General features: G+C 55.9%; 16 protein-coding genes. 9 read left to right on the top strand and 7 right to left on the bottom strand.

Going from position 1 to position 17,492, the window contains the following annotated elements; genetic code table 11:
• Positions 1–88 precede the first annotated feature (88 nt).
• The 3 genes from VEV40_RS17285 to VEV40_RS17295 all read left to right on the top strand — a co-directional run bounded on the left by VEV40_RS17285 (position 89) and on the right by VEV40_RS17295 (position 5,601).
• The gene (locus VEV40_RS17285) at positions 89–934 is read left to right on the top strand and encodes a hypothetical protein (protein ID WP_324834120.1); all 846 of its coding nucleotides are present in this window, start codon (positions 89–91) and stop codon (positions 932–934) included.
• 23 nt (positions 935–957) lie between these two features.
• On the top strand, positions 958–2,166 hold the full coding sequence (locus VEV40_RS17290) for a glycosyltransferase (RefSeq protein ID WP_324834121.1): 1,209 nt from the start codon (positions 958–960) through the stop codon (positions 2,164–2,166).
• 228 nt (positions 2,167–2,394) lie between these two features.
• Positions 2,395–5,601 (top strand): TonB-dependent receptor, encoded by a 3,207-nt coding sequence (locus VEV40_RS17295; RefSeq protein WP_324834123.1) that lies wholly within the window; start codon positions 2,395–2,397, stop codon positions 5,599–5,601.
• Between the two features lie 49 nt (positions 5,602–5,650).
• On the opposite strand, the gene VEV40_RS17300 is transcribed toward VEV40_RS17295, so the two are convergent.
• The gene (locus VEV40_RS17300; protein ID WP_324834125.1) at positions 5,651–6,238 is read right to left on the bottom strand and encodes an FmdE family protein; all 588 of its coding nucleotides are present in this window, start codon (positions 6,236–6,238) and stop codon (positions 5,651–5,653) included.
• Between the two features lie 41 nt (positions 6,239–6,279).
• On the opposite strand from VEV40_RS17300, the gene VEV40_RS17305 reads away from it, so the two are divergent.
• Together VEV40_RS17305 and VEV40_RS17310 are read left to right on the top strand one after the other, a co-directional pair.
• On the top strand, positions 6,280–7,518 hold the full coding sequence (locus VEV40_RS17305; protein WP_324834126.1) for an FAD-dependent oxidoreductase: 1,239 nt from the start codon (positions 6,280–6,282) through the stop codon (positions 7,516–7,518).
• Between the two features lie 5 nt (positions 7,519–7,523).
• The gene (locus tag VEV40_RS17310) at positions 7,524–8,003 is read left to right on the top strand and encodes a hypothetical protein (RefSeq protein ID WP_324834128.1); all 480 of its coding nucleotides are present in this window, start codon (positions 7,524–7,526) and stop codon (positions 8,001–8,003) included.
• 4 nt (positions 8,004–8,007) lie between these two features.
• Here the strand turns inward: VEV40_RS17310 and VEV40_RS17315 are convergent, their stop codons facing one another.
• The 3 genes from VEV40_RS17315 to VEV40_RS17325 form a co-directional block, all read right to left on the bottom strand.
• On the bottom strand, positions 8,008–10,278 hold the full coding sequence (locus VEV40_RS17315) for a TonB-dependent receptor (protein WP_324834130.1): 2,271 nt from the start codon (positions 10,276–10,278) through the stop codon (positions 8,008–8,010).
• Positions 10,279–10,350: 72 nt separating this feature from the next.
• Entirely contained in the window at positions 10,351–10,767 is a 417-nt protein-coding gene (locus VEV40_RS17320; RefSeq protein ID WP_324834131.1) for a hypothetical protein, read from the bottom strand.
• Positions 10,768–10,826: 59 nt separating this feature from the next.
• Positions 10,827–11,516, bottom strand: a complete 690-nt coding sequence (locus VEV40_RS17325) for a hypothetical protein (RefSeq protein ID WP_324834133.1) — start codon at positions 11,514–11,516, stop codon at positions 10,827–10,829.
• Positions 11,517–11,599: 83 nt separating this feature from the next.
• Between VEV40_RS17325 and VEV40_RS17330 the strand changes: the two genes are divergently transcribed.
• Together VEV40_RS17330 and VEV40_RS17335 are read left to right on the top strand one after the other, a co-directional pair.
• Positions 11,600–12,052, top strand: a complete 453-nt coding sequence (locus VEV40_RS17330; RefSeq protein WP_324834134.1) for a hypothetical protein — start codon at positions 11,600–11,602, stop codon at positions 12,050–12,052.
• A 38-nt stretch (positions 12,053–12,090) separates the two neighbouring features.
• Positions 12,091–13,044 (top strand): isoaspartyl peptidase/L-asparaginase, encoded by a 954-nt coding sequence (locus VEV40_RS17335; RefSeq protein ID WP_324834135.1) that lies wholly within the window; start codon positions 12,091–12,093, stop codon positions 13,042–13,044.
• Between the two features lie 255 nt (positions 13,045–13,299).
• Here the strand turns inward: VEV40_RS17335 and VEV40_RS17340 are convergent, their stop codons facing one another.
• Entirely contained in the window at positions 13,300–13,572 is a 273-nt protein-coding gene (locus tag VEV40_RS17340) for a hypothetical protein (protein ID WP_324834137.1), read from the bottom strand.
• 532 nt (positions 13,573–14,104) lie between these two features.
• On the opposite strand from VEV40_RS17340, the gene VEV40_RS17345 reads away from it, so the two are divergent.
• A complete protein-coding gene (locus VEV40_RS17345; RefSeq protein WP_324834138.1) occupies positions 14,105–14,308 on the top strand; it encodes a hypothetical protein in 204 nt (67 codons plus the stop codon).
• A 2-nt stretch (positions 14,309–14,310) separates the two neighbouring features.
• Positions 14,311–14,787 (top strand): hypothetical protein, encoded by a 477-nt coding sequence (locus tag VEV40_RS17350; protein WP_324834140.1) that lies wholly within the window; start codon positions 14,311–14,313, stop codon positions 14,785–14,787.
• An 88-nt stretch (positions 14,788–14,875) separates the two neighbouring features.
• Here VEV40_RS17350 and VEV40_RS17355 read toward each other — a convergent pair whose 3' ends face one another.
• Positions 14,876–16,438 carry a S10 family peptidase gene (locus VEV40_RS17355; protein ID WP_324834143.1) on the bottom strand — a complete coding sequence of 521 codons (1,563 nt, stop codon included), beginning with the start codon at positions 16,436–16,438 and terminating at the stop codon, positions 14,876–14,878.
• A 62-nt stretch (positions 16,439–16,500) separates the two neighbouring features.
• Positions 16,501–17,382, bottom strand: a complete 882-nt coding sequence (locus tag VEV40_RS17360) for a creatininase family protein (protein WP_324834144.1) — start codon at positions 17,380–17,382, stop codon at positions 16,501–16,503.
• Between the last annotated feature and the right edge of the window lie 110 nt (positions 17,383–17,492).

The following is a 17,492-nucleotide window of genomic DNA, read 5'->3' on the forward strand; positions in this document are numbered from 1 at the left end:
CACCCTGCGGTGCGTCCAATCAGATATGGGGTTCTTGTGCAAACCTTCTAGCTACAGGCCCAAGAACAGGATAGGCGCCGTTGTATGGATGCTGCTCTTCTCCGGCGCTGTTTGCACGCCCGTGCGGGCGCAGCAATCGTTGCCGGATGCCCCAGAGGCGACGATAGAACTGGTAGCCACCCCTGAACCAGGTCAGTTTCCTCCCGCAGCTCCCGACCCGCCAAAATCAACCCTGAGTGCCCGCCCGCCATTTCCCTCCGTGCAAGCAGTCTGCATCGATACGCAATCAAAGGCATCCCCCGTACCGAAAATGAGCTGTGGGGCGGCATACGACCCCTTTCAGAAATTCATCAACAGCGCCGAGCAGCATCCGATGACGCCGAAACAGAAGGCAATCCTCGCGGGAAAAGACGTGATCGATCCCTTCAACTTCCTCACCATCGGCATGATCTCGGTCTATTCTGTCGCCGTCGATTCTCATTCTCCATATGGCCCGGGGGTGGAAGGCATTGCCAAGCTTTCTGCCGTGTCCCTCACACAGGACATGACGAATGAGTTCTTCGGCACATTTCTTGTTCCCTCCATCGTCCATCAGGACCCGCATTATCACCGCATGCCTAACGCAGGCTACAAGCGGCGCATAGCGCATTGCATCTATCAGGTTGTGTGGACGCAGGGCGACAACGGCAAAGGCATGTTCAACTATGCCAATGTAGTTGGTGGCCTTTTTGAAGAGGCCATAGGCGATGCCTATGTTCCCTATCGCGACACTGGCTGGGGCGCGTCGGCTGCGCGCTATGGTACCGCGCTAGGCACAGATCCCATCGGTAACTTCATCACCGAATTCTTCCCCGATCTGGCCCGTCATATTAATTTCAACGTTGTATTCGTGCAGCGCGTCATTAATCGAGTTGCGGTCGAGGAAAGTCAATAAGTCAAGATATACACTCGCTCTGTATGCCCTCCGCACCGCCGCGCGTGGCCTATTTTCCTGACTCTTTCCACGAGATCAATGGGGTGGCCCACACCAGCCGGGAATTTGAGGCGTACATCCGCCGCCGAAATTTGCCGTTTCTGTGCATTCGCGCAGGCGGACGAAATCCGCGCCGGCTGACTGAAGGCAATCTGACAACCTTGGAGTTATCACGAGGTCCGCTTTCCTTTGGCCTGGAAAAAGACCTGAGTATTGATTTTGGGTTTTTTCGCCACATGCCGATCATCGCTCGCTCGCTGCGGGAATTCCGCCCTGATCTCATTCACATCACTGGCCCGAGCGATTTTGGCATGACTGGCGCGGTCATGGCGAACCACTTCCATCTGCCGCTCGTCGCATCCTGGCACACGAACGTACATGAATACGCCGCCAAGCGCTCGCAATGGTTTCTCAACTGGATTCCTGAAAGGACGGCTTCTGCGGTTGCCCACAATATTGAGGAAATAAGCCTTTTCGCCAGTGCGCGATTCTATTCACGTGCCCGCCTGCTATTTGCACCGAATATCGATCTGTGCCATCTGCTGGAGCGGACTACCGGCAAGCCATGTCTGCTGATGGCGCGCGGCGTGGATACGGAGCAGTTCTCGCCGAGCTACCGTGACCGTCCTTCAGATGACACAGATTTTGTTCTCGGCTTTGTCGGGCGTCTCTCGGTTGAGAAAAATGTTGCGCTTCTCGTTCAGATCCGCGAGCAGTTGTTGCAGGCGGGCTTTAACAACTTCCGTTTCCGTATTGTGGGACACGGTGTCGAAGAATCTTGGCTGCGCGAGCATTTACCCGACGCTGAGTTTCCCGGCGTGTTGCGCGGTCAGGAGCTTTCGCGCGCATACGCGAACATGGATCTGTTCGTATTTCCCTCACACACTGACACCTTCGGCAATGTAGTGCTTGAAGCTCTGTCATCCGGCATTCCCGCCATTGTCACTCCGGATGGCGGCCCGCGTTACATCATCAAAGAAGGGGAAACCGGCTTTGTTGCCGAGGATCAGGAGTTTGCCCAAATCATCCTTAAAGTTCTTCGCGACGCTCACCTCTTCCAGAAAGTGCGTTCCGCCGCGCGCGCCGACGCGCTCACCACCTCATGGGATCAGGTTTTCGACCGCGTCTATGACGGATATGCTCAGGCGCTGGCGTTCTCCGCTGCGGAACAGGTCACTGCCGACGGCCAATGAAGTCTTCTTCAAACACTTTGTAAGCCATAGGGTTATGACAGGCGAAATAAGAGAAATTTATCCGGACTTGGCGCGGCTGATTTTTCCTATCGACGATTTGCTGACAAGCATTTACTATCTCCAGCAATCCTGTGTTGTGAATTTGTTGTGAATTCCGAACCCAGGGGTCATGAGGCCTCGGTTCCGTTAGGCAACCGATTGTGCAGTATTTTTCCTAAGGAGTGGTTTATGGCTATGACGTGCAGGACGCACCTGCGTCCCATTCGATGTTTGTTGTTTGTGCTTGCAGTTTTATTGGGGAACTGTGCTTTACTGGCCCAAGTAACGGCGAGCGGCAATATCGCCGGCGTTGTTACCGACCCAACCGGGGCTGCGGTTGTCGGCGCCTCCGTTGCGGTAACCAGCACTTCTACAAATGCCGAGCGAAAAACAGTCACGAATGGAGCAGGCGAGTATCGATTCGATTTATTACCTGTTGGCTCTTATCAACTCACGGTGGCAGCCAGCGGATTCAGTCCTGCCCAGGTGAAGGGGCTGCAAATACTGGTTGGCACCACGGCTACAGTCAACGTTCCGCTCACTGCCGGACAAGTGACGCAGACCGTTGAGGTGACCGCGGGCAACCAGTTAATGGATACCGAAAAGACCGATGTTTCCACCGCCGTAACGCAACGGGATATTCAGGCGCTTCCCTTGAATGGACGTGACTTCGCCAATCTGGCGATCCTGGCGCCGGGTGTCAAGCAGGTGGACAGCTATGATCCGACCAAGAACCGGTATGCGATTTACGCAGTGAACGGCTCGTCTGGCCGCAATACCAACACTACCGTCAATGGCATTGACAATAAGGACAACACCGTTGGTGGCGCTGTCATGCAGTTGCCTCTCGAAGCTGTGCAGGAATTCAACATCAGCCCGAACCGTTTTTCCGCCGCGAACGGAAAGAGCGAAGGCGCGGCCCTCAACGTGGTCACCAAATCCGGCACGAATACCTTCCATGGCAGCCTGTATGGTTTCTTCCGCACGCAGGACTTCCAGACTAATAACTACTTCTCCGAACAAGGCCATCAGCCGAAGCCTGACTATAGCCGCCAGCAATATGGAGGATCGTTTGGAGGCCCGATTCGGAAGGATAAGGATTTTGGCTTTTTCGCTTATGAGGGATTACGGGAGCGTTCCAGCCTCTCTGTCAACCCGGATTCCTACAACGAGTTGGTGCTTGCAGCCAATAGCGGAGCTTTCAATCCTGCGCCGCAGCCTGCACACACACTTCCCACGCCCTATGACGACAAGCGCTACAACGGCCGTATCGACCACAGCTTCAACCAGAACGAAAGGGCCTTTATCAGCTATACGGCGCAGGACAATAAGAGCAACAATGACCAGTCCACATCTCAGAACGATCTGTCAGAAGGCAACTTCACCATTAACGATCTGATTCTGACAAACTTTACTCTGAACTCGATTCTCACATCCAACGTTGTCAACAACTTCACCTTCGGGTTCCAGTACTGGAATAACCTGATCGATTCAACAACAAGAACCCCGTATGTCGACTTCCCTGATGGCACCAGCTTCGGGACAAACATTAATGTTCCGCAGAAGTCAAGCCAGCACAAGTTCCAGTTCCGCGACGATTTCTCATGGATACACGGCACCCACACATTCCGTACCGGTGTTGACTATATCTATGAACCCCAGGTCGGTGGCTTTTTCGAGAACAATCCGACTCCGGAATTCGATTTCTTTGACACCCCCTCCAATATTTTGGGAAATCCGGCCAAGTATCCGCAGGGCTTTGCAACTCCAGGACTCGTGCAGGGCATGACAGGCACCGCCGGCGATCCTTCATTTAACCTTTCGCCGAAGATGATCGGTCTCTACTTCCAGGATGACTGGAAAGTGACCCAGCGACTCCTTTTGAACCTCGGTATCCGCTATGACCGCGATATCGATCTCTACGGCATCGACAAGCAGAAAAACAGCCGCACGGTCCAGGAGCTGCAAGCAGCTGCCGCGACCGGTGTTCCCACTGTGCCGGCAACGCGCAATGGCAATAACTACAACACAGGTTATATCCCGGATCTCAGCCATATCGGCGGCGTCTACACCGGTTTACCGCACAATGACAATCTCGATTTCAGCCCGCGTATCGGCTTTGCCTTCGATGCGTTTGGCAACAGCCGCCTTGTCGTCCGTGGCGGTTATGGCCTGTATTTCGGACAGACGTTCGAGAATATTCCGCTGTTCATGATTCAGCAGTCCAACAACACAGTGTTTGCAAACACCTTCAGCATCGCCTGCAATGGCCCTGGCGATTCAAGCTGTTCCGCTGCTAACATCGTACCCGGCACGAACATTATTTTGAGCAACTGGCGTTACGGGGTCGATCCCATGCCGGTCATTCCGCCTGCCAGCCATGATCTTGCGCCCGGCTCTACCGGCCGCCTGATGAACCCGAATTATCGCAACCCATATACACAGCAGATCAACTTTGGCCTACAGATTGCACCGAATACCCACTCCGTTGTGGAAGTGGAATATGTGCAGGCGCGCGGCCTCCACGAAAACAAAACGGTCAACATCAATCCGACCGAGTACTTCAATGGCGGAATCAGGCCATTCTCCGCAGCGTTTAAGGCCGCTGGTGTTCCTGTACTTGGTCGATTCGGCGAGGAGGAGTCGATCGGGCGCTCATACTACGATGCTCTGAATCTCAGCTATCGCCAGCAGATGTGGAAACACGTCACCGGCACCGCTAATTACACCTGGTCGAAGGCACTCGCCTTTGAAGGCAACCCGGCGGCATTCCGCAATACGGCTACAAATCCGTTCCTGGGCCAATTCCGCCGCCAGGATCACGGCCGCGCTCCGAACGATGAAACCCATCACCTGACAACGGCTGCGACTCTCGCGCTTCCCTGGAAAATCAATATATCTCCGATTTTCCAGATCGGTTCCGGACGACCGGTCGATGTCTATTCCAGCAGCGACAAATGGGGCGTGGGGAGCGGTCGCGGCAATGCGCACGCCATCATTCCCAAAGGCGGCAAGATGAACAAGTTCTCTGACCTCACTGCGCTCTTCAATTCCGATGGCAGTGTGTACGGCAGCAGCTTCTACAAGTCTTGCCTCTCAGCCGGAACATGCGAGGAGGCATCGTACAATTCGACCGGAGGCCAGACCTTCGTTGAACTCGATGCCAGAATCGGCAAGACAATTACCTTTGGAGAAAGATACAACGTCGAAGTCTTCTTCCAGGGATTTGATCTGACGAACCGCGCCAATTTCGGCCCGAACCTTCAGAGCAATGTGAACTCGCTCGATCCCACCGATCCATCCACGTTCCTGAAACCAACCAACTTCATTACGCCTAACAGCACTGTGATCCCGCAGTCCTTCACAGGTGAATTTGGAGCGCGCTTCAGCTTCTGATTTCGCCCGCAACCTGAAAAAGCCCGCCAAAGTGACGGGCTTTTTCTTTTCAGACAGGCTGATAATATCGCTCTTCCGGAGCGGCGCAGCTTAGGCAAAGCGTTTTACCGTCTCGGCGTATGAAGCGGTCATAATTGATGCCTTCACCGCAGATATCGCAGGCGATCCGCTCGCCTTTGTAGCCCGGCATCTCGTTCGGTTCGACAGTAACCCGAACCCATTGCTCGTCGAATAAGTCGCTGTCGCTCATCTCGCGATACGCGCGCATTTGGTGCTGGTTCTTGTTCTCAATCTCCGGATACATCTCACGCGCCAACGCTTTCGATGACTCTTTCGCCGAAATGCGAATCGCGCGGCCGGAAGCAAGGTCAATAAACGTGGCCGCCATCTTTCCCCAGTCGCGGAACTTCAGTGCGCGCTTGCCCAGGCGGCACCCGGTAACGACACCAATCGCGTCCGTAGCGCAGCGGTCAATTTCCACAAATGTCACCAGACGTTTGCGGTCTGTTCCACGCGGCTCTTCGATGCCGAGGCGGGCGCAGCCAAGCATGGCCATGCGAACTCCGAGTATCTGCCCAGCGCAAAGATGGCCATGCGCAATTTCAGCCTGTTTAAGAAGATCATCGAAAGTATCCATGGATGTATGGTAATCCTCGTAAGGGTTCGAGGAGCAGACGCATGCAGAAACGCGAAACCACAACATGCTGCATTGCCGGCGGTGGACCTGCGGGAGTGATGCTCGGGTATCTGCTGGCGCGCGCCGGCGTCAGCGTCACTGTGCTGGAGAAGCACAAAGATTTCTTCCGCGACTTCCGCGGCGACACCATACACCCATCAACTCTTGAGTTAATGCGCGAGCTTGGCCTGTTAGAGGAATTTCTGAAAGTGCCGCATCAGGAGGTGCGGTCAATCGGTGGACTTTATGGAGATTTCGCTTTCACAGTAGCTGATTTCTCTCATTTGCCTGTGCAGTGCAGGTTCATTGCTCTCATGCCGCAGTGGGATTTCCTGAACTTCCTCACGGATCACAGCAAGCAATTCACTACATTCCATCTGCGTATGGAACACGAAGCTGTAGGACTCCTTGAAGAAAGCGGTGCAATCAAGGGGGTGCGTGTGAAAACGCCCGAAGGAGAGATTGAGATCGAAGCTGATCTCGTTATCGGCTGCGATGGACGGCACTCAAATGTACGCGACTCCGGACATTTTGAAGTCATCAATTTCGGCGTGCCAGTCGATGTGCTTTGGTTCCGCATCAGCCGTAAGCCGGACGATTCTTATCAGGCGCTGGGCCGCATTGATTATGGCCAGATGCTGATCCTGATCAATCGTGGAGATTACTTCCAGGCAGGCCTGATCATCCGCAAAGGAGCATTTGATTTAGTAAGAAATGCCGGGCTGCCCGCGTTCCGCAGTCAACTCCTGTCTGTAGCGCCGTTTCTGAGCGAACGTGTGGAAGAGATCCAGCACTGGGACCAGATTAAGCTGCTGTCGGTCCAGATCAACCGGCTGCGTAAATGGCACAAGCCCGGTCTGCTCTGCCTCGGAGACGCTGCGCACGCCATGTCTCCTGCAGGCGGCGTGGGCATCAATTTTGCAGTTCAGGACGCTGTGGCTGCGGCAAACATCCTGACTCAGGCCCTGCGTGAAAGGCGCGTAACAGATGATTTGCTCGCGCAGGTGCAGCAGCGGCGCGAATTTCCCGTACGAGTGGTTCAGTCGGCGCAGGCAAGAATTCACAATGTATCGCTGAATTTTCTCGGTACTCCGAAAAAAGCAAAGGCACCCTGGCAATTGCGCGCTTTTACACGAATTCCCGGAATCAGACGGCTCCTTGCGCGAGGTGTCGGTCTGGGAATTCGACCTGAGCACATCCATTCACCCATCGAAAAATCTATAGTTCGCGCTATGATGTAGGCGGTATGGGGATCTTCCGTCCCAGATACGTTGCCCTGGTTACGATCGCTTTCCTTGCGGCTTCCAGCTATGCCGATAAGCTCAAGAACTTCTATATGGGCAGTGGCGGATATTCCGCGGAGGTTCATCGTGTCGTCTTTCTCGAACTGGCGAAGGACGGGACTGCCATACTGCAGCAGAACTGGCACGAGAAAGACCCCGAGGTATGGCATCTTCACTGGAAGCTAAATAAAAAATCCCTGGTGCTGGACTTCGACCCCGTGGATGGAAGGCCGACCCCATCCCAGGCGACGTTCACCCTCAAAAATAATTCGCTCATACCGGTGAAATGGGACAGCCAGTTCCTGGGCATACTCGGGCCGCCTACGCTGATGCCTTTCAGCAGTGGCAACAACGCGCCCGGCAGCGTCTCAGGGTGCAAGCTGGTGGACTACACCCAACCCACCGGTTGTATCCAATGGGATTCGCGCGACATGAAAAAGTGATCCTCTAATAGTGGAATCTGTAGCGGATTTCACCATAAATCTGGCGGGGATCGTTGTAGTGAAAGCCCCCGAAGGTCAGGCTGTTGTCCAGCAGCACCCGGTGATTGGCAACATTTATGGATGTAACCGACACGGTTATATCTTCCGCGAATGTCTTGCCCAGCGACAGATCGAAGGTGGTGTGTTCCGGCAAATAGGGTCCTGGGTACTGCTCGTTCGGATTTCCATTCGTAAACCCTGAGCCGTAATAGACATTCGTGGATGCGAAAACCCGCCACGGCAGCGACGCGTCATAGCCAACATTGAGCGTATTGCGCTGATCGTGATCAAGCGGCGAATAGCTGAAATCCGCCTCGCATTGCGTTGAACCGACAGGGAAGCAAACAAGACCACCCGTAATCGCACCGCGCTGCTCGGCAATCTGGTTCGAGTAGGCCAAATGCGCCTGCCCATATCGCCAGAGGCGGGGAGAACGTAGCGTCAACTCCCATCCGCGAATAAGCGCACCGTCGATCGTCACCGGATAATAAAGACTCGATTCGCCCACATTGCTGTGGTCAAGGAAGTTGTTCGCGCGCGTTCTAAACGTATCGGCGTCAAGCAGCCACCCGCGGAACGGGATCTGTACCCCAAATTGGTGCTCCTCATCGCGCTCGCCATGCAATGGCTCGAATGCCGTGTTTGAGGCGTTGGCATAGCCAAGGATCGGACCAGAAGCCGTCAGCAGCGGAGGCGGCTGATAGTAGTGCCCATAGAATCCGCGAAATACCCAGTTAAGTTTCGGAACCTGTACGGCGGCGCCCACGCGCGGACTGGTTGCCTTCTCGGTAAAGTCACCGCGAAACCAGGACTGACGCAGGCCGCCGATGAGTGTAAGCCAGGGCGTGACTTTGTAATTGTCAGAAATGAACTCTTCGACCAATCCCCCTGTCGCTGAATCCGGCGTGGAGAAGCCTGGATAACTGCCATCGTTGAAGATGCTTCCGAACAGGTAGCTGTCGTGTTGCCCGAAGGAGTAGATTCCGGTTTGAATGTTGTTGCGGGCAATCTCAGTCGTAATCGACCCCTGCAGCCCGCCATAGTTGGAAGCGCGGTCGCTGGTCGTGGCTACGGGAAAATCGTACGGTTTTGGCACGTAGTTGGCGCTGTTGTAGTGATAGAACGGCGAAACTTGTAATAGCGTCGATGCATTGAATGTCCGCACCCATGAGAATGCAGCAAGGCCGTCTGTCTCATGTTGCCCGTCACGCAACCCGCTTGAGTCATAAACCTGATTTTCGGGGCTGTTCGGATCAGGATCGTAGGGCACCTGGAAATAGTCTGTGCGCAGTTGTGTCACCAGACGGAATTGGTCGCGCGGTGTGCGGTTGTATATGAACGATGCAAACCCGCCATAGCCGTTCACCGCATCGTGATAAACATCCGCGATCGGTGGCTGCAGGCCATAGTTGCTGCGGTTGCCGTTCAGGCTCGCATAATAGGCAAACTTTTCACTGTGGCTGCCGAAGTTGATTTGATCGTTGGTCTGGTAGAAATTTCCCCCGCTCAGCACCAATTCGCCCTGATTGTTGCCGGCAAAGCCGGCCCGCGGAACGACGTTGAAGACGCCATAAGTGCGGTCGCCCAAGTCGGCGTTATAACTTCCGCGCTGCACTTCGAGGTAGTCAATATCTTTGGGGTCAATCTGCGCCCCAAGGTTGCTGCCGATGTTGGTGTTGGGAATCTGCACACCGTCGATGAGCCAGCTGACCTGGTGGCCGCCGCGCATGTGCAACATGTCATGCGTTTCATACGACCCCGGAACGAAATCCGTAATCATTTCAAATCCGTTGGTCCGGCTCGCCCCCGGCGTACGGACAATATCATCACGGCTGACAAGCGCGGTAGGAGTGACGCTGTCTACGTTTACCGCCTGCGTTTCCGCAGTTACTACAGCGGATTGCTGCACGCTCGCGATGTCCAGCTCGAAATGCAGAATGGGCGATGTGTTTGAGGCCACCGCAATGTTCTCTTCCATCGTGCGAAAACCCGATTGACTGATCGTGATGAGATACTCGCCCGCTGGAACTGCACTAAAGAGAAATTCTCCGTCGCCATTGCTCTGTGTGTTCTGAGAAAAGTCCGATGTCGCGGACTTGAGCACAATCTGCGCCCCAGCAACAGGCCTGTGCTGCGGATCATGCACGATGCCTTCAACGCGCCCAAAGACAGTCGCATGCGCATGCTGGCTGAAAATCAGCCCGGATAAGAGCAAAATGAATGCAATTCTGCACATCTGGCAGAAGCCTCCTTCATGTAGCTGGAGAAAAATCCCAGGACTCGATGAGCAGCAAAACCACTGAGTGAGCTACAGAAGAATGAGGCTGGGAGGACCGCGCTTCTGGCGCGAGCGGTCAAAGGAAATACGATACTTCGCCGCTGTCTGCGCGTGAATGGCTGGATGGCTTATAAGTCCCGCAAAAACAGCGTCGCCTATCGGCGGAACAATGGCAGAAAAGTGTGCTACCGCAGGAACAGCCGGAGTGAAGGGGCACTCCTCAGCGATGATCTCGATGCTCTTGCCCTGTTTGGAAAGAGATTCAGACAACAGCGTGCAATGGTGCTTGCCGCCTCGACGACAGCAGGCCGGCAAGTTTGCTTCAACAGCATCCGACCCGATGAGCGGCGAAATCAGCGAAAAGCTGAAAAGCAGCAGCATCGAGATGGAAAGCACGCGTCGCACGAAACCAGTGTAGCCGAATGGGATGCCGGCTCCAAATGACAAGCTGAATGCGCATTGTCGAATTTCATGCGCTCGAAACAGCCTGATGCGTCTAGTTGTCGCTAATTGTCGCTGTCCTCTGCGTCGCCGTCTTCCACCAGGACCGCCGAAGCCCCTAGCAGATCGAAACTGACCTGCGCTCCTCCCGTCGGCTGAAAAGTGACGCGCAATGGTTCGCGCTGCCATGTCGAAGCCGCGCAGGCGGGCTTCGGATGATCTTCTGTGTCCCAGGCGCCAAGCTTTTTTGCCAAGACCGGTTTGCGCACCGCCACCTGCGCCACAATGGCATAGAGTTGACTTGCTTTGGCTGTCAGACCGCAATAAGCCGCGTAGTCGCGGAACCACACCACGCTCGAAACCGATGGATCGTAGTCCGGAAGCTTAAGGGCGGTGATGTGTCCGGTAGCACGGTCAACAAGCAGCCAGGGTCCGCGCTGCCAGACCCAATGCTCGGCCTTGTCTGTCGGGAGGGCATCATTTAACCGGATAGCGCGCCGCACGGCAAAGCTCCGATCAGTAACGTCGTGGACCTCTCCGGTCGTCCATTCCTTGATCTTTGCATCGATGACGAGAGGCCGGACCCGCAGCTCATTCTCGTCAGGTGCAGCGCCCGCCGGATCGCCGGCAATCGAGTACGGCACTCTTCGCACAGCACCCAGGGCGGTGACATGCGGTTTGGCGGTAGCGAAGAGGAGGCCTGGTGAACTGGTTGCCAGAGCCAGGCCCCAAAGTACCGCATGTATCTGACCCATAGAAATCAGGCTAGGACGAGGCCGCTTATCCTGCATAGTTACGACGGTGACTTGACTGCCGAAATCGCGATAGAGTAGCCCCGATGGGACAGAAATGGGCCTGGTGGTTGTTTTCGAGTTTGGTGTTGGTCGTGCTCTTTTATCCGCAGGACCTGACAATCGTTCCCGCATATCATGTAAAGCTGGTGGACCAGTTCGGTGCACCATTGGCGCAAACAGGCGTCAGCGAATTATGGCAGCAGACGTCGGCGCAGCGTCACGAAAACATTGAGCAAGTCATGACCAATGATCAGGGCGACGTGGACCTCCCACCGCGCGCTCTTCGTTCGCCGTTGGCTGTGCGCATGGTTGGCTGCCTAGCATACCTTAGCCGCGAAGGACTGGCGGCCATCTGCGGCAACCGCTACTCCATCAGCGCCGCGGGCGACCTTAAGGAGCTACAGCGGACGGAAACTGTCACCGGTATTCTAAACAAGCACTACTCACTGGTGTTGACGCTCAAGCAGTGCGACCCTAACGAGCCTTCGCTATGTTGAGGACTGGCCATTAGGAAATTACAATCAGGAGTTCGCGTATGCCACATTCACCTCTGCTCCTGGTTCACGGCGGCGCCTGGGCCATTCCCAATGACATGGTCGAAGCGCACCAGCGCGGCGTGTCGAATGCTCTCGCTGCCGGATATGCGCTGCTCCAAAAAGGCGCATCCGCCGTTGACGCCGTCGAAGCCGCTGTCGCCGTGCTTGAGGATGACGACATCTTCGACGCCGGACGCGGCAGCTTTCTTACCCGCGACGGCCGCGTGCAGCTCGACGCTCTGCTCATGGACGGGGCCACGATGCGCGCCGGAGGCGTAGCCTGCGTCGAGCGCCTGCACAACCCGATTCATGCAGCGCGGCTCGTCCTCGATAAAAGCCCGCACGTCTACTTCGTTGGGCAGGGCGCGGAGGAATTCGCGCAATCGCACGGCATGAAGCTGATCGACAACTCAGAGCTTGTGCTCGACCGCGAGCGGTTGCGCCTTCAACAGGCCCAGGCGAAGGAGCGTGCCGGACTGCCCGACCTCACCTTCGCCGGCGATGACAAATCTCCGGAGACAGCGGCAGAACTTGCCTCACACGACACCGTCGGCGCCGTGGCCCTGGACGCGAACGGCAACATCGCCGCAGCCACATCCACAGGAGGCACTTTAAACAAAGCTCCCGGTCGCGTCGGCGATTCCTCGCTCATCGGCTGCGGCTGCTACGCCGACAATACAAGTGCAGCCGTCTCACTCACCGGATGGGGCGAACCGATTATGAAATTAGTGCTTGGCAAATGGGCTGTAGACCGCGTGCAGCAGGGCCGTGCGCCGGAACAGGTCGCGCCCGATGCAATCGCATATCTTTACAAGCGCTTAGGAGGCCACGGCGGCATCATCCTGCTGGCTCCTGATGGCCGCTGCGGCATCGCCCACAACACGCCGCGCATGGCGTGGGGCCTTTGTGACGCGCGCGGACCGCGTACTGGGATTGTGATTGAAGACATGTAGGCTATTTTCAGAGAGCTGCCAACAGGGAAAGGGCCTGCCGCCGCATGGCTCGCAAGATGACCGCGCGGGTGCAGCCAGCAAATGGGGTGGCCGGTCCATGCTGCTGCACTACATTCTGAAGGGCGGAAACAGCTCGGGGAGTCTCGCTTACTCAGTTGATGGATGACGAGGCGGATGAGTGGATGCGTTGTCGTTCCCGTGGAACGAAACGGGCACGTCTTAGAGGATAGCCACGGTGGACTCGATAATAATTTCTCAGGACTCAGAGCTGGCGTTCACCGTGGTAATCACCAGTGTGAAGACAAACGACGCTGTCTGACCGGATGAGCCGACGATGATTGTGGGCTGGTAGGTTCCGGATTTTGTAGCTGCGCCAGCGGTAAGCGTGAGCAGTCCTGACGGGTTAGACTCGGATTCCTTGTAGCTTTCAGCGACTCCGGCTGGCAGGCCACTGATGGCGAAAGTCACGGTTTCAGTGGGAGCGACGACGACTACGGGAACACTGATAGAACTTCCCGGAGACAACATGATCGTGGGATTGCTTAGTGAGACGGAAAGAGTAATTGGAGGCGGTGTGTACTGAGCGCCTCCGCACGCAGATAAGGCCAGGGTGACTCCTGCACAGAAAATGCAGGCATACGCTTGCCGATATGACCGAATGTCTGCCGGATTTGAGGATTTTGCCAGTCCATTCCCCCGAGCCGAACCAGAAGGCGATGACAAGGATACAGGATTGTGAGAGCAAGGGTGCCGGTATCCAGCATTTCAGTGGCATACCGCTATTGCGTGTGATATTGTTTTGGCCGCTATGGACCTTGTGTGTTACGCCTGTTCTCAACCGCCCAATGAGAGGAAAAAGAAGTTTGTTCGTGTGGAACTGGCGTTTGTCGGCAATTGTTGGGGCTTTTGCAAGCTCTGCAATATTGCTGTATGCAACGAGCATGGGTTCAAGAATGACAACCCACGGGAATTTCAGTGTGTGTATTGCGTTGGACCGGAAATGCGGAATTGGAGACGCGACGATAAAGATCCAGAGGATCCAACAGGATCTCCCGGCGACATGGACGAATTCATTGACGCTTACAGCCGGATCAAACCCGAGATATTAGACGTTGTGAAGAAGGCGCTCATCACCTACTTTGAAGAAAACGACAAGCCAGCTGGTTCGCCACTTGATCCAGGAGCGCTCATCAGGGCGGGCGAGGCATTTGAGCGGGCCGTAGGCGGGGCAAAGGTCCGAGTCAAAGAGATAGCGGGGGTATAGCTATGTTTGGCGCGCCCGGTAAGGAATGTATCGTCACGGGCCGCACTGCGACCCCGCCAGGGGTAGCGATTCTGACCGATAAGAACAGCCTGGGCCTGAAGGAAGGCGACAAGGTCAAGGTCGTTCTGCTGGGCAAGTCGTATGTGCTCGAAGTAGGCGCACGCGCAGCCTGCAACGACCTCCGAAATAGAGATCACATCACCATCCATTCGGACAGCGACGCTGAGGGAAGAAGCGGTCAATATCTAAAGGCCCAGGATTACCAGATGGCCTGGAAGAAAGCCTGGGGAACAAGAAAAGCCAGGCTGGCAGCCGTGGGTACAGCGATTTCCGTCGCCGCCGCGGCTGGGGCTTCCATTAACGCGTCGCTGAAGGACACCTGCACAAACCTTCATTGCGTAAAGGGAATCACTTGGCTTTTGATTGTGGTCTCGGCAGCAGGGTCTATCTTTGCCTGGGCAAAAGATAATTTGAGTTGAAAATTTGCATAGGGAAGCTGCTACCTTCAGCTTGGGCCACCAGTATGAGTAGGCGTCAGTTCATTCCAAATGACCCATGCCGAATTGTTCAGTGCTTGCTGACCATGTCCATCACATCCTTGCGCAGATCCAAGCGGCTGGCTTCGCGGGTGTAGAACATGTGTCCGCCGGGGTATTCGTGGACGGCGACGCGGGTAGTGTCTGTTCCCATGAGCGGCATCTGGTCGACGGTGAGGATCGATCCCATGAAGGGGCACGACAGATCGTTCCAACCGTGGGCGATGATGACGCGCATTTTGGGATCGGCGGCCACGGCCTGGCGAAGAGCGTCGACCGAACCTTTACGCAGTTCCTCATCGCGGTCCCACAGGCGACCGACTTCATAGGACAGAGCATTGTAGCGGGCATCGACTTTCCAGCCGACGGTATGGGTCACGAAATCGACCATGGCGCTGGTCATGGGGGCGATGAGTGTTTCAAGCAGCGGATCGTTCGAGCGCTGCTCGGGCGAATAGGGGAACGGATCATAGGCGGTTACGTTTGAATCGTAGACGGAGCCAATTTTGCCCTCTTCGCGGAAGACTTCACGCAGATAAGCGCCGGTTTCAAGGCGGCCTCCGGAGTGCTTGACGAATTCGGGGTCAAGGCCGGTCATCTCGGTCACTTTTTTGACGATGCGGTCGGTGGCCTGGGGGTCGGTCCGGCCCTTGAAGAGGTCGGTGGCGTAGTCGCCGAGCGTGTAGGAGATGACCTGTTGCATGGCCTCAGGCGTGAGCTTGTTCTCGCGCTCAAGATGTGCGGCGGTGATAGACGGCAGCGTGACCATCCAGGGTATAGGTGAGAGGTCTCCATTTTGTTCGATGGTTGGGTTGAGGTAGGGCGAGACGAGCACGACGCCGTTCATGGCCACGCCAAGCTGCGTTTGCAGATAGTGCGTGATGCGCGGGCCGCGGAATCCGCCGTAGCTTTCGCCAACGAGATATTTTCTGGAAGTGAGCCGATTGTTGGTGACAAGCCAGTCATAGACGGCGCGCGAGAGGTATTCGATATCGGACTCTGTGCTGTAGAAGAGCTTCTTTCCTTCGGCTTCAGGGACTTCTGAGCGGCTAAAGCCGGTTCCGATGGGATCGATGAAGACAAGATCGGTGAAATCAAGCCAGGTGCCGGGGTTGTCGACCAGCGTAGTTGGGTCGGAGGGGCTGTCGCCTTCATTGCCGACGCCCTGAAGATGCTTGGGCCCGATGGCGCCGAAGTTGAGATAGACAGAAGATGCGCCCGGGCCGCCGTTGAAGGCAAAGGTGACGGGGCGGTTTGGCCCATCAACCGTATAGGCGGTGAAGACAACCTTGCCGGCTTCTTTGCCGTCCTTATCGCGCGTAGGCAGTGTGCCAACGGTGACGATATAGCGCAGCGTTTTGCCGTCGAGCTGCATCGACTGCTCGACATGTGCGTCGGCCGGAAGTGGCGGTTGTGCCTTGTCCTTGTCTGATTTTTCGGGGGCGGTTTTGTCGGCGGGTTTTTCTTTGTCAGCTTGTGCGCGGGTTGGGAGGGAGCAAAGTGCAAATAAGCATAAGGCAGCGACGGCCGGCAGAAGGCTGCCGGTCTTACGAATCTTTTGGAAGTTCATGAGGAATACGATACATGGCGGCATGGACGACCTGCATAACAGTTTGTGACAGACAGTACAGGTTTTAAGCTAAAACGAATTTCACTCTACTGCTTCGTATCGAGCGGGTGCTGCGCCTTCTCATAGAACTCGTTTTGCAGTTGCAGGCTGGTCTGGTCGGCCTTGATGGCGCGGAGTGCGCTGACGAGGTCGCTGACGTTTGCCTTCATATCGGCCTCGCCGAGGACGAGCGTGGCGGCGCTGCCATCTCCCGCGTAGTGATTGGGAAAGCGCGCATACCACCAGATGCCGGTGTAGACGTCAGGCGGCAGATGCTGACGGGCTTGGTCGGCGCCGGATTCCTGCGCGGCGCGGTCCTGATGGACGAGGTCGGGGCGCGAGACCATGGTGTGCGCTGTTTCCGATTCGCCGGCGTGCATGTCAACTTTTGAGTGCAGCGCGGGACGGCCGGGATAGTTCTCATGCCAGCGGTAGATGTAAACGACGTAGTCATGCGACATTTGTAACTGTGATTGAGCGAAATAGGGCAGAAAGCTGTCGTTGCCTCCATGCCCGTTGACGATGACGATCTTCTTGCAGCCGTTGCGGGCCATTTCGTTGGTGGTTTCCTGCAAAAGATCGAGCTGCATGTGCATGCTGTAGGAAACCGTGCCCGGCTCTTGCTTCGCTTCGGCAATCTGTCCGAAGTAGTAGGCGGGGAAGATGACAGCGTATTCTTCCGCGGCGGCATGCTCGGCGACATAGCGCGCATTGATGAGGTCGTTGCCAAGGGGCAGATGTGGGCCGTGTTTTTCAATGATCCCGAAGGGGAGCATGCAGACGCCCTGCGACTGATGGATGGCGGTGATGAAGTCCGCAGCGGTGAGTTCTTCCCATTTGGGCGAGAGCTTGTTTTCCGTTTGGCTCTGGGTTTGGGCAAGGCCGGCGATGGACGCGGCTGCCAGCAGGCCGAGCGCGAGATGGCGCATCTTCACAGCGGGTCTCCTGAATGCTTTCTGGAAAACCCATGATACAGCGAAATGAGACATGAGATTTTCACGACGTTTGCGACGCAAGCCGAATCTAAGCATGTACAGAA

This window comes from Alloacidobacterium sp. (assembly GCF_035631355.1).
Taxonomy (GTDB): Bacteria; Acidobacteriota; Terriglobia; order Terriglobales; family Acidobacteriaceae; genus Alloacidobacterium.

Coding starts and splice junctions, on each gene's coding strand:
- VEV40_RS17285 (WP_324834120.1), top strand. CDS start 89: ATGCTGCTCTTCTCCGGCGCTGTTTGCACGCCCGTGCGGGCGCAGCAA.
- VEV40_RS17290 (WP_324834121.1), top strand. CDS start 958: ATGCCCTCCGCACCGCCGCGCGTGGCCTATTTTCCTGACTCTTTCCAC.
- VEV40_RS17295 (WP_324834123.1), top strand. CDS start 2,395: ATGGCTATGACGTGCAGGACGCACCTGCGTCCCATTCGATGTTTGTTG.
- VEV40_RS17300 (WP_324834125.1), bottom strand. CDS start 6,238: ATGGATACTTTCGATGATCTTCTTAAACAGGCTGAAATTGCGCATGGC.
- VEV40_RS17305 (WP_324834126.1), top strand. CDS start 6,280: ATGCAGAAACGCGAAACCACAACATGCTGCATTGCCGGCGGTGGACCT.
- VEV40_RS17310 (WP_324834128.1), top strand. CDS start 7,524: ATGGGGATCTTCCGTCCCAGATACGTTGCCCTGGTTACGATCGCTTTC.
- VEV40_RS17315 (WP_324834130.1), bottom strand. CDS start 10,278: ATGTGCAGAATTGCATTCATTTTGCTCTTATCCGGGCTGATTTTCAGC.
- VEV40_RS17325 (WP_324834133.1), bottom strand. CDS start 11,516: ATGGGTCAGATACATGCGGTACTTTGGGGCCTGGCTCTGGCAACCAGT.
- VEV40_RS17330 (WP_324834134.1), top strand. CDS start 11,600: ATGGGACAGAAATGGGCCTGGTGGTTGTTTTCGAGTTTGGTGTTGGTC.
- VEV40_RS17335 (WP_324834135.1), top strand. CDS start 12,091: ATGCCACATTCACCTCTGCTCCTGGTTCACGGCGGCGCCTGGGCCATT.
- VEV40_RS17340 (WP_324834137.1), bottom strand. CDS start 13,572: ATGTTGTCTCCGGGAAGTTCTATCAGTGTTCCCGTAGTCGTCGTCGCT.
- VEV40_RS17345 (WP_324834138.1), top strand. CDS start 14,105: ATGGACGAATTCATTGACGCTTACAGCCGGATCAAACCCGAGATATTA.
- VEV40_RS17350 (WP_324834140.1), top strand. CDS start 14,311: ATGTTTGGCGCGCCCGGTAAGGAATGTATCGTCACGGGCCGCACTGCG.
- VEV40_RS17355 (WP_324834143.1), bottom strand. CDS start 16,438: ATGCCGCCATGTATCGTATTCCTCATGAACTTCCAAAAGATTCGTAAG.
- VEV40_RS17360 (WP_324834144.1), bottom strand. CDS start 17,382: ATGCGCCATCTCGCGCTCGGCCTGCTGGCAGCCGCGTCCATCGCCGGC.